14 protein-coding genes are annotated in these 12,138 nt (G+C 42.8%); 2 read left to right on the forward strand and 12 right to left on the reverse strand.

Annotated features, from left to right (window positions below; genetic code table 11):
• Positions 1-18 precede the first annotated feature (18 nt).
• The 9 genes from COJ96_RS02375 to COJ96_RS02415 form a co-directional block, all read right to left on the reverse strand.
• On the reverse strand, positions 19-387 hold the full coding sequence (locus COJ96_RS02375) for a DUF3899 domain-containing protein (RefSeq protein WP_098571405.1): 369 nt from the start codon (positions 385-387) through the stop codon (positions 19-21).
• 107 nt (positions 388-494) lie between these two features.
• Entirely contained in the window at positions 495-2,117 is a 1,623-nt protein-coding gene (locus tag COJ96_RS02380; protein WP_098571406.1) for a peptide ABC transporter substrate-binding protein, read from the reverse strand.
• 21 nt (positions 2,118-2,138) lie between these two features.
• Entirely contained in the window at positions 2,139-3,092 is a 954-nt protein-coding gene (locus COJ96_RS02385) for an ABC transporter ATP-binding protein (RefSeq protein WP_098571407.1), read from the reverse strand.
• A complete protein-coding gene (locus COJ96_RS02390; protein WP_098571408.1) occupies positions 3,089-4,108 on the reverse strand; it encodes an ABC transporter ATP-binding protein in 1,020 nt (339 codons plus the stop codon). Before COJ96_RS02390 ends, COJ96_RS02385 begins: the two co-directional genes overlap by 4 nt.
• Positions 4,109-4,119: 11 nt before the next feature.
• Positions 4,120-5,064, reverse strand: a complete 945-nt coding sequence (locus COJ96_RS02395; protein ID WP_098571409.1) for an ABC transporter permease — start codon at positions 5,062-5,064, stop codon at positions 4,120-4,122.
• Positions 5,065-5,066: 2 nt separating this feature from the next.
• The gene (locus COJ96_RS02400) at positions 5,067-5,993 is read right to left on the reverse strand and encodes an ABC transporter permease (RefSeq protein WP_098571410.1); all 927 of its coding nucleotides are present in this window, start codon (positions 5,991-5,993) and stop codon (positions 5,067-5,069) included.
• Between the two features lie 31 nt (positions 5,994-6,024).
• On the reverse strand, positions 6,025-6,876 hold the full coding sequence (locus COJ96_RS02405; protein WP_257148394.1) for a M55 family metallopeptidase: 852 nt from the start codon (positions 6,874-6,876) through the stop codon (positions 6,025-6,027).
• Positions 6,877-6,942: 66 nt separating this feature from the next.
• A complete protein-coding gene (locus tag COJ96_RS02410) occupies positions 6,943-8,004 on the reverse strand; it encodes a M42 family metallopeptidase (RefSeq protein ID WP_098571412.1) in 1,062 nt (353 codons plus the stop codon).
• A 14-nt stretch (positions 8,005-8,018) separates the two neighbouring features.
• Positions 8,019-8,465 carry an Lrp/AsnC family transcriptional regulator gene (locus COJ96_RS02415; protein WP_098571413.1) on the reverse strand — a complete coding sequence of 149 codons (447 nt, stop codon included), beginning with the start codon at positions 8,463-8,465 and terminating at the stop codon, positions 8,019-8,021.
• Positions 8,466-8,645: 180 nt separating this feature from the next.
• Between COJ96_RS02415 and COJ96_RS02420 the strand changes: the two genes are divergently transcribed.
• Positions 8,646-9,803 (forward strand): amidohydrolase, encoded by a 1,158-nt coding sequence (locus COJ96_RS02420; RefSeq protein WP_098571414.1) that lies wholly within the window; start codon positions 8,646-8,648, stop codon positions 9,801-9,803.
• Positions 9,804-9,933: 130 nt separating this feature from the next.
• On the forward strand, positions 9,934-10,071 hold the full coding sequence (locus COJ96_RS28385; RefSeq protein ID WP_180229957.1) for a hypothetical protein: 138 nt from the start codon (positions 9,934-9,936) through the stop codon (positions 10,069-10,071).
• Positions 10,072-10,296: 225 nt separating this feature from the next.
• On the opposite strand, the gene COJ96_RS02425 is transcribed toward COJ96_RS28385, so the two are convergent.
• From COJ96_RS02425 to COJ96_RS02435, 3 genes are all read right to left on the reverse strand, one after another.
• Complete coding sequence (locus COJ96_RS02425; RefSeq protein ID WP_098571415.1) at positions 10,297-10,608, reverse strand: Ig-like domain-containing protein; 312 nt, start codon at positions 10,606-10,608, stop codon at positions 10,297-10,299.
• Complete coding sequence (locus COJ96_RS02430; RefSeq protein WP_098571416.1) at positions 10,557-11,057, reverse strand: SpoIID/LytB domain-containing protein; 501 nt, start codon at positions 11,055-11,057, stop codon at positions 10,557-10,559. Before COJ96_RS02430 ends, COJ96_RS02425 begins: the two co-directional genes overlap by 52 nt.
• 481 nt (positions 11,058-11,538) lie before the next feature.
• The gene (locus COJ96_RS02435) at positions 11,539-12,069 is read right to left on the reverse strand and encodes a hypothetical protein (protein WP_180229958.1); all 531 of its coding nucleotides are present in this window, start codon (positions 12,067-12,069) and stop codon (positions 11,539-11,541) included.
• Positions 12,070-12,138 lie beyond the last annotated feature (69 nt).

Genomic DNA, 12,138 nt, shown 5'->3' on the forward strand with positions numbered 1-12,138 from the left:
CATCTCCACCTTATCTAATTAATAGTATAAAACAAGTCCGGCCAAAGAAACGGCCAACGAGCTGCAGCCAATCAAGAAGGTGGACAACGCCAATTGTCCAGTCAGCTTATTTTTAAAATACTGCCATCCTTCATCCTCGGAAACTAGTTGGTCAACCCGCTCCATGGCCCTTGACTTTGGCGCTGCAAACGAACCAAGCATCCGGAATCCTTTGAAAAATAAGGATAGAAACCCAGATTGAAAGATTACAAAGCATGCACCTGCTGAGAGGCTGATGATTCCAACCAGGAAAGAATGGTTAATAAAATCAACCTGAGAAAGGTCCGCTGCCTTTTTTATTACGATCCATACCAAAATAGTTAATAGAAATGGAATAAGTTTTTTCATGCCCTCTCTTCCTCCTGATTGAAAAAAATATGTATGAATCTGGATTTTAAAAGAGTAAAACAGACAGGATCAAACGAAATCCTGCCTGCTCTCTAACAAACTACTTCTTATTCAGAAACTTTTTTTGCCCATTTCACATTTGGATAACGGTTATATGGATAAACGACATCGGCAAATTTAGGTGATGTTAGGTACGTATTTGTATAATGGTAGACTGGTACAAAAGGCATGGCTTCCATTAATACTTTTTCTGCATCATGCATCAACTGGAAGTGCTTGTCCGGGTCTTGTTCTACCTTTGCTTGAGCAATTAAGCTATCATACTTTTCACTCTTCCAACCGGTACGGTTATTCGGACTTTCACCTAGGTAATAGTCAAGAATAACAGCAGGATCAAGCAGTACCCCAATCCATCCCATACGAGCCATTTGGTAGTTCTTTTGCGCAGTGGTATCGAGATAGGTTTTCCATTCTTGGTTCGCTAATTTAATATTAACACCAAGGTTCTTCTTATACATTTCTTGAACTGCTTCCGCGATTTTCTTGTGGTTTTCTGCTGTGTTATACAATAATGTTACTTCAGGTAATGTGGTCCAGCCTTCTTCAGCCATACCTTCTTTTAGTAGTTTCTTCGCTTCGGCAGCATCTTTTTTGAAATATTCTCCGCCAGCCTTACGGAAATCGCCTTTAGATGTTTCCACGCCAGGTGGAACGAATGCATAGGCAGGAGCCTCGCCAGCTTTCGTAATGTTTTTGGTTAACGCCTCACGGTCAAGAGCCATGGCAAAGGCACGACGAACTTTCGCATTGGTAAACGGAGCTTTCTCTACATTAAACATGTACATATACGTTCCGAAGTATGGAACATTTTTAAATTCTTTGTTGCTTTCTTCTTGTGCTACTACGTCTGTTGGTAAGGTTTGAATTAAATCAAGTTCACCTGATTTATACATCTGATAATACGTCGTTGCGTCGGTTACCATCTTCCAAGTTACTTTGGTTAAGTTCACTTCTTTATTGTTCCAATAGTTTTCATTCTTTTCCGCTACTACTTGACTGTCATGCTTCCATTCTGTCATTTTGAATGGACCATTGCTGATATATCCTGCTGCTTCTGCTGCCCAATTTTTGTTTCCTTCGACAAGCTCTTTCTTAACTGGGTAGAAAGTCCACATGGTTAATAATTCGTTCAAGTAGCCAAGCGGTGCATTTAATTCTACTACAAGCGTTTTATCGTCTTTTGCTGTTACACCAACATTTTCAACAGGACCTTTTCCTTTGTTGTATTCCTCTGCACCCTTAATATAGTATAGATAAAAGGCGAATTGGCTTCCTGTTTCAGGATTCAATACACGCTTCCACGCATATTCAAAATCCTGCGCTGTTACAGCTGATCCATCAGACCATTTGGCATCATCACGAAGGATGAATGTATACGTTTTTCCATCTTCAGAAGCTTTTGCTTCCTTTGCTGCACCAAGTACTGGCTTTCCTTCTTTATCCTTTGTATATAATCCTTCAAAAATATGATCCAATACCCACCCTGAAGTCGTATCAGTTGCCATGGCCGGGTCGATTGCCGGCGGCTCACTTAAGGCGTTTAACGTGAGTTCCTGTTTTACATTTTTTGCACTTGTGCCTGAAGCTTTTTCATCGTTCCCGCCGCTGCATCCGGCAAGGATGGAACTCAGCATAAGAACGGCTGCAAGTGACCATAACCACTTTTTCATTTCATTTCCCCCTAAAAGTTATTAATTATATAGATGACAGGCGGTCCAATGATTCGCCTTTACTTCACTCCAAACGGGAGCAGCTTCGGCGCAAATGGACATAGCATGTGGACATCTTGTACGGAACCGGCAGCCGCTTGGTGGATTGACCGGGCTTGGCGGATCTCCCTGCAGGACAATTCGCTCTCGTTTGGCTGCGCCGGGATTCGCCACTGGGATGGCAGATAATAATGCCTGAGTATAAGGATGAAGCGGCTCAGCAAATAAATCTTGGCTAGTGGTCAACTCCATCATTTTTCCAAGGTACATAACCCCAATCCTGTCGCTGATGTGCTTCACCATGCCGAGGTCATGGGCAATAAATAAGTACGTTAACCCTTCCTGCTCTTTTAAATCTTCCATCAAGTTGATCACCTGGGCCTGGATGGAAACATCCAAGGCCGAGATCGGTTCATCGGCGACAATGAACTTTGGATTCACGGCGAGGGCACGGGCAATCCCAATCCGCTGGCGCTGTCCGCCGCTAAATTCATGCGGATATCGTTTGGCTTGTTCAGGCCGGAGACCTACCCTGCTGAGAAGGTCATAAATCCGCTCCTGTCTCTCTTTTCCCTTTGCCAACCCATGAGCGTCCATTCCTTCGGCGATAATATCACCCACTCGCATTCTTGGATTTAATGAGGCATAAGGATCCTGGAAAATAATTTGCATTTCACGATTAACGATCGCCTTTTCTTTTCGGCCAAGCGTTTCTACATCCACCCCATTGTAGAGGATCTTCCCTGCAGATGGCTTTTGAAGTCCGACAATCGTTTTACCAAGTGTAGACTTTCCGCTGCCGCTCTCTCCAACAAGTCCAAAGGTTTCCCCTTTCTTGATGGTGATCGAAATATCATCAACGGATTTAACCGTTTGATCCTTTTTGATGTTGAAGTATTTTTTCATACCTTCTACTTGAAGAATCGTGTCACTCATTCTGTCACCCTCCCTGCTGCAACTTCAATTTCTGCTTTTGGAGCACGGGGATCATTTAACCAGCATTTAGCAGAATGGCCTGTCCCTACTTCGAAAGCAGGAGGCATCTCCTCTAAGCAGATCTCCATGGCATATTTACATCTTGGTGCAAACGGGCAGCCCTTTGGCGGCGAGAATAAATCGGGTGGAGATCCCTCAATCGGAATCAAGCGGGATTTATGTTCCGACTCTAAATCCGGAATCGATTCCATTAAACCCCACGTATAGGGATGCTTCGGATTTTCAAACAATTCCTGTACCGTTCCTCTTTCTACCATCATACCGGCATACATAACCATCACTCGTTCAGCTGTTTCAGCTACTACACCCAAATCATGGGTAATTAGAATGATCGCGGTGTTCATTTTTTCTCTTAAGTCCTTCATCAAATCAAGCACCTGGGCTTGAATGGTTACGTCAAGCGCCGTTGTCGGCTCATCCGCGATGAGCAGCGCCGGATTGCAAGCAAGTGCGATCGCAATCATGGCCCGTTGTCTCATCCCGCCACTAAACTCGTGCGGATACTGACTGTACCGTTCTTCAGGATTGGGAATTCCAACGAGGCGAATCATTTCAACCGCCCGCTTTTTTGCTTCTGATTTACTCAGTTTTTGATGGATGATCAGCCCTTCCTCAATTTGCTGTCCAATTTTCATGGTAGGATTTAAGGAGGTCATCGGGTCTTGGAAAACCATACTAATCTTCGAACCTTTTATTTTCTGTAAATCACGTTTTGATAGTTTAAGAAGGTCTTGATTTTCAAACAGGATTTCCCCGTTTTTTATTTTTCCCGGAGGAGTGGGGATCAAGCCCATAATGGTTTGGACAGTGACACTCTTTCCACTGCCGCTTTCGCCAACAATGGCGACAATTTCTCCTTTATCCACATGAAAGGAGACATTGCGGACGGCTTGAACCTCTCCCCCGTAAGTTTTAAAGTTAACTTCTAAGTTTTTCACGTCAAGTAAATGAGCCATGGTCACACCTCCTATTTGCGGTTTCGCGGGTCTAATGCATCTTGTAATCCGTCACCAAAGGCATTAAATGCGAACATCGTGAGGGAAATCATAAATCCTGGGAAGAATAAGCGCCACCATTGGCCGCTTAAGATGACCCCTAACGCATCATTGGCCATGGTGCCCCAGCTCGCAAACGGTGCTTGAACTCCTAAACCTAGAAAGCTTAGGAAGCTTTCCGCAAAAATTGCCTGAGGGATCGTAAACGTTAAATTTACGATAATAATTCCAAGTGTATTCGGCAGCAAATGGCGGAGGATAATTTTCGCATGAGAAGTACCCAATTTCTCAGCTGCAAGAACATAATCCTGTGATTTCAATTGTAAAATTTGTCCGCGGGTGATCCGCGCCATTCCCACCCAGCCTGTTACCGTTAAAGCGATAATAATCGTGGTCATGCCCGGTTCCATCACAACCATTAATAAAATGACAACCAGTAAATAAGGAATACCATAGAGGATTTCCATCAATCGCATGATGATGTTGTCCACTCTGTCCCCTAGTTTGCTTCTTCCTGCCATATACCCCGAAATACCGCCAATGGTTACCCCTAATAAAAGGTCTATCAGTGCGGCGACAATTCCGATCGTGAGGGAAACACGTGCCCCATACCAGGTTCTTGACCACATATCGCGGCCTAAATCATCCGTTCCGAACCAGTGTTTACCATCCGGCTGGATGTTTCCCTTCATTAAGTCTTGATCCGTCGGGCTAAATGGAACCGTATAAGGCCCAAATAACGCAAGGGCTGCAATGAGTAACAATAATGAAAATCCGACAACAGCCAGCTTATTTTTTAAAATGTTAATCACGGTTTCTTTCCAAATACTAAGGGAAGGCCGCTGAACGACTTCAACCACTCTATTTTCAGGAGAAACCGGCCTAAACCGCTTGTCATCAATGGTTTTGGATTGCATGGTCAGTTCCCCCCACTCGTTAATTTAATTCTTGGATCAATTAAACGGTACGATATGTCGATCAAGAAAAGGATGGTGACAAGAATCGTACTAAAAAAGATCGTCGTTCCCATGATGACAGGATAGTCACGGTTAAAGATCCCATCCACAAAATACTTACCCAAGCCAGGAATGGCAAAGATTTTTTCAATAACGAAGGTACCGGTGATCAAGGTTACTGCCAGCGGACCGATAAATGTAATGACTGGTAAAATTGCATTTCGAATCCCGTGTCGTACGACTAGTTTAAAAGTAGATAAACCTTTGGCATCTGCTGTTTTAATATAATTTTGATTCATCACATCAATCATGCTTGAGCGCATGAACCGTGCAATCACAGCTAAAGGCGTGGAAGCCAGTGCGATCGATGGCAAGATTGTGTGCTGCCAAGTTCCCCACGACGCAACGGGAAGCATGTGCCATTGAACAGAAAAGTACTTTATCAACAATGGTGCGAGGATAAAGTTAGGAACCGAAATCCCGATGATGGCCAGCATCATCGCAGCGAAATCAATCGCCCGATTGTGATAAAGGGCGGCGATAATACCTAATATCAGTCCGAAAAAGAGTGCAATGACCAGTGCTTGAATCCCTAATTGAGCTGAGACGGGAATTCCGTCACCAATAATGTCGTTCACCGTTCTTGTTTCTGACTTGATCGATGGACCCAGATCAAAAGTGACCAGGTTTTTCATATACAAAACATATTGGACTGGTAAAGGCTCGTCCAAATTGTACTTAGCGCGGATATTTTGAAGTACTTCCTCCGGCAATACATTTGCATCTGAAGCAAAGGGATCCCCTGGAATAGATTTCATAATGGAGAAAGTTAACGTGGCGATTACCCAGATTGTCAGCACCATCATTAGTAATCTTTTTACAATGTACATGCCCTTCACCTCCTAGTTGTCATAGTTTTCCTTAGGCATTGACTGACCCTAACACTCCGTTGGTGGCAGTCATCGCAATAATCACGCAGCCCCACATATGCTTATAGGCAGTAACCATATCCTCACAAGTAAAACGGATGCTTTTCGGACCAGTCAGTTCGACAGTCGGAAGCGTTGTCGTCATTTTTGCCTGCTGTGATCCTTTAAATTGAAGATCAAAGGTAATTGGCCCCTCAAAAACAAATGGCTTAATCGACTTTGCTTTTTTGACGGCAGCTTCTGCTTTCTCACGGATTTCTGCGCGCGCCAGTTCAGGGTGAATTAATTCAGCCGCAAAACGGTCAACCGCTCTTTTTACAACGGCTCCTTCTACTTCCGGAAGCGTCTCTTTTACTTCGTTAACATAGGCATCATCACCGCTGATGAATAACGCTGGAACCCCAAATGCTCCGGCAACAAGCGAATTCATTTCAGTTTCCCCGACCACTTTCCCGTTGATTTTCATTTCATTGACACAAATGCCTGCCAATGTATGGCTGATCAACGTGACATCAGAGCCGCCTTCCCGTCCATGGTGCCCGACAAACATAATTCCGTCAAAGGTATCGTCAAGCCCTTCCAACTGACACATTACACGGTTGTTTCCAGAAACAAGGCGGGCACGGGAGTCTAGTTCTTCGATTAAAATATTAGACATATTGCCATGACCATCAGCCACAACCACCTCGGTTGCTCCCCCGTTAAATGCTCCTTCTATCGCCGCATTCACATCGGCTGTCATCAGCTTACGAAAACGCTGATACTCCGAATTGGTTTTAAGCTGTTGATTAGTGGCAACTCCTGAAATACCTTCCATGTCTGCTGAGATAAAAATTTTCATCATTAAAGCTCCTTTTTTGATTTAATATGTTGAATCATATGATCAGGGACTTAGTCCCCTAGCATTCTACTAAAATGGAAATGTCTGATTCTCGTGCAAGTGTAAGATAAAGGCTTTCATCAAATCTTTCGTTGCTTCGAGATCACCGACATCGATGACCTCCACCGGGGAGTGGGCATAGCGGGATGGGATGGATAGAACCCCTGTTGGAATTCCCTTATTGGCATAATTTACTGCCCCTCCGTCCGTCCCAATTCCCGGAAAGACCTCAAGCTGGTAGGGAATCTTGTGATCCTTTGCCAACTTAATGAGCAGATCTTTCATCGTCTTATGTACAATTAAGCTGAAATCCATGACCTTAATGCCTGTGCCGGCGCCGAGGGCCAAGCTTTGATCCATGGTTTCCTCTAACGTATCACTGACGGCAGTTGTATCAATGGCGATGGCTGCATCGGCATTCAAATGTTCGGCTGCTGTTTTCGCCCCTCTTAAGCCTACCTCTTCCTGTACCGCAAAAAGGAAGATGAGTTCTCCAGCAAAAGATTCCTCCTGAAGCTCCCTCAATGTCTGTAACAAGACAGCACAACCCGCCCGGTCATCTAACGATTTGGCTCGAATTTTTGGAGACGATGGCGGACCAAACGATTCGAACTCGGTCCCCCATGTAACCGGCGTCCCTACATCAACGCCCATCTCCAGCACTTCATCCTTAGATAAGGCGCCGATATCGATGTACATCTGGCTGTGTTTTCTTACCTTAGAAGCATCATCGAACTTTGCATAATGAGCGGAGATCGTTCCAATGACACCGGGAACCTCACCATCTGCCCCCATTACCCTGACCGGCTGCGCCAGCAAGATCCGATCATCGTTTCCCCCGAGCTTTTCAAACCGCAGTAACCCATTCGCTTCAATCTTTTTGACAATAAAGCCGATTTCATCGATATGGGCGGTTAAGAGAACGGTCGGACCAGCCTTATCCCCCCGTTTTTTGGCAATCACATTACCAATCGGGTCAATGGTTACCTCATTCACTTGATCTTCTAGATACTCTTTTAAAAAATAAGACACCGAATGCTCATACCCACAAGGACCTGACAAGCTCGTTAGGGTCTTTAACAGATCAATCATTATCCAAACCTCCCTTAAAAGTAGTCGTAGGTGTTTTTATAAACATCTAGCTGGATGATCGTATTCATTTCCGTAATGTAAGGTAATTCATTAATCTTCTGAATCACAGCTGTAAAATCATCCTGACCTGGTACCGCTATTTGGGCGAGTAAGGAATAGGGTCCTGTCGTCATCGTAATATAACGGATTTCGCGAAATTCCCTCAACGCTTCAATGGCTAGATTTAATGATTGAGGAGTAACCTTTAATTGAATAATCGCACCAGATTTGATCCCAAGTGCAACTGGGTTAACCACCCCAACAACTTCCATTACCCCATTGTCCAGAAGGTTCTTATAGCGAAGCCGCACTGTTTTTTCGGAAACATTGAGGCCAGCGGCAATCTCCGTGAATGACATCCTTCCATCCTTCGAAATGTACTGTAAAATCCCACGGTCCAGTTCATCTATTTCGTATCTCAAAGCATTTCCTCATTTCAGTCGTTTTTTTAAATAACATTCCCCAAACGAGTATTAGTTATGTAATTTATTATCTATTTACATTATTCGAAGTTTACTTTATTATCTGAATTAGGAATTTAAGGATATTATAGAGAAAGAACTTTCATAATGCAACAATTTTCGCAAAGATTTAAGAGGAGGATGAGGTACGTGTTAGCTCTAACCAATGTAAAAGGCTTTGATGGCCAAGGAAATCGCTTGAATCAAACAACCATTCTGATTGAAGAGGGGAAATTTAAGGAAATAGGAAGAAACCTTCCGATCCCGGCAGGGGCTGTTGTGATTGACGCTCAAGGAAAAGTGGTCACCCCTGGATTAATTGACGTACATACACATCTTGGCATTCACGAAGAAGGAATAGGAGCAGAAGGTCATGATTATAATGAAATCAGTTCGCCGACTACACCAGAGGTACGTGCATTAGACGGCATTAACCCACGGGAGAAGGGCTTTGAAGATGCCCGGCGCGCAGGTGTGACAACAGTTCAGATTATGCCTGGCAGCGCAAATGTCATCGGCGGGGAGATGGTCGTTTTAAAAACAGCTGGACATATCGTCGATGAAATGCTATTAAAAAGCCCTTCTGGGTTAAAAGCAGCCACTGGGGAAAATCCCAAACGTTTCTATGGAGCAAAAGGGAAACTTCCTGTTACACGAATGGGAACCGCCTCACTGCTTCGTCAAAAGTTCATCGAAGCCCAGGAGTATCAGGAAAAAAGAAAAGAAGGCAAAACAGAACGCAAGCTTGATTTAGAAAACATTGCAAAAGTCTTAAATAAAGAAATCCCATTACGTGTTCATGCGCACCGTGCCGATGATATCGTAACAGTCCTTCGTCTCAAGCGTGAATTTAACATTGACCTAACGATTGAACATTGCACCGAGGGTCACTTTATTGCCCCATTCATTGCAAAGCATGACGTAAGGGTATCAGTCGGTCCCACGATGTCTACTCGTTCGAAAATAGAGCTTGCCGACAAAGGCTGGCAAACACTAACGGCTCTTTCTGAAGCCGGTGTACCGTTTTCTTTAACCACAGATCATCCTGTCGTAGGCATCGAGCATTTAACAACAAGTGCGATCTTAGCAGTTAAATATGGACTAAGTGAAGAACAAGCATTACAAGCCATCACCATCAACGCTGCAAAACATTTAGGTGTGGAAGAAAATGTGGGTTCCATTGAAGTGGGGAAAGACGCTGACTTCGTCCTTTGGAGCGGAGACCCGTTTGACCTTAGGAGCAAGGTCGAACAAACCTATATTAACGGGGAATTGATCTTCAGCTTGGATAATTTCTAAAAAACTAAGTGGTTGAAGCAATGCAGCACCATGGGGGTAGACCCATGGTGCTGCATTGCTTTTAGGTAAATGAAGGAATCAGAGTGACGGAAAATAAACGGAGGTTTTCCCGTATGTAGAGCAAAATGGAATGTTAAAAGAAACAGCGAAAGTGCCTGTCATGGCGGTTTTAAACAGATTAGCTGATGGCTCAATTGAAAATGCAGATCCTGCAGTGTATGATGCGATTCCAGATTATGTCGAAAAGACCCCCATAAAGCTCACTTAAATGGGACAAGCTCACTTAAATGGGACATTAGTTAGCAACTACATGAGAGCATGGGTCCAACTTAACATTAAGAATTCCATTTTTACCTTCAAAAGAAATCCCCTTCACTAAAAGCGAAGAGGATTTCTTTTGAACTATTATTTTACTTTGACTGCCACTGCCTTACTAAAATTCTTTGCCTTATCAGTTGCTGTCAAGCTTAAAACTGTTCTCTTCTTTTGAGCTTTAATTACCTACTTTATCAGTTGCTGTGATTGCCAATTCTGTTCCTGCTACTTGAACCGGAATGACTACTGTAAATTTCCCATCTGTACCGGGAGTTGCTGATCCAATAGTGACCCTACTAACTTTTACCTCTACTGTAGATCCCGGTTCCGCTTCGCCTGTTACAGAAGTATCTTTATCGGTTACTTCGTTTACAATCGCAGGTTCAGGTACCGATTGGTAATACGTAACTAAAGCCGTTCCTGGGTAGTAAAAGGATATTATGTCCTTGTATAAAATTCCTGCATCAACTTCAGAGCTTCTATTGGCCAAAATCCATACATCTCAAATGGAACCACACCTTTTACATAATCTTCGAGATTGATAGTGTTAATTGGCCTGACATATCGATTATTTTCAATCGTAAAACGAATACTGCCGGTGTATTCACGGTTGTTAATGATCGCATGATCAATGTGATGAACCGGCTTAATCGATAGATCGACCCTGGAGGCTAATATCGTATCTCCATCATATAAACCTAGAGCCCCGTTCTCTACCTTTACCGAATAGCTTTTATTAGCGCTTAATAGATTCGAAGAATTTCCGTTTAAGTAGTAACTTCCCTTTATCTTTAATGAAACACTTGACTGATTACCTAAGAAATTGACTAACTTTACCTGAATGTTTGGCTCTGCAGCAATCGCTGCCGCTTCTTTATAAGGAGGAGCAATACTTAGAAAGACAATGGTCGTAATCAAAAAATGAAATAATTTTCTCATATCCTTTCCAATAGTTTCTTAGATTAATAAGATATCTTTTGCTTGCATATATCCTCTATTTTCCATAAAAACCTAAGTTTTTCTGTAAAAATTTTATATCGTACAAATCAGATGCATTCTATAAACCAAATCCCCTTAACCGATGTAACCTATATTGCATTAAACGACACCCATTCGACTAAATTCCAGATAAGTTATACTAATCAAACGTATGGTTAAATCAGCTGCAAGAACTGAAAATCTAATAGTTTCCTCTCCAAATAACATAAGAGAATTGTCGAGATGCGCTTGAAAATTCCGCAGGAAATATTCCAACTTTCCACAAAATCAGATCAGATTCTTACAAACTTCCATTATTCTATTAAAACTCCGCCTTTTCGAAACTAATCAAACGTTTGGTTAAATGGAACCTCAGCCTTCACCATTCCTGCCTTTCCCATTGCATTTACCCGAAAAGAATGTCGAGAGCTGTTTTCAAAGATTACTGGTCTAAATAGAAATCTAGGTTAGTAACGAAAGATGATTTGAGCTTAACTAAATATTCTGGAATTCCTTTTTTAAATTTCAATGAAAAATCCCCTTCACATCCGGTAGGCTCTGTCGAATCCCCATTAGTAGATTCATTGCTAATGACTGCATATGCAACATCTGATTCAGGACTGCCTGAATAAAAAGGATTCACCACTCTAAAAATAGTAACTCCCGAATAATAGGTATCAGCAGGAGATCTTGAAACTCCTACTCTCATATAAATATAAGGCTGATTTGCGTAATCGCTTTTTGACAAATAGGAATTTAAATAAACAGCAATATATCCCTCCTCACCGATTAACGGATAATTTGATGGATCACGATAATCAGCTTCATTTTCATTCGCCTGCTTAGGCTCTTTTCCAACCGAAATATTCGCATTCAAACTCTTCTCCGGTTGTAGAGAAGCAGCTTCCTTCCCTTGCGCAAAAACCGTTCCGGGTAAAACTAACAGCTGCAATACTAGTAATAAAACTACCATCCTTCGCAAAATTCCCTGCCCCTATCCATCATTATTACAGGAAAATACTATCAGGTTATATCGTTTTAG

Origin of the sequence: Bacillus sp. AFS073361, assembly GCF_002567005.1 — a bacterium.
Classification (GTDB): domain Bacteria; phylum Bacillota; class Bacilli; order Bacillales; family Cytobacillaceae; genus Neobacillus.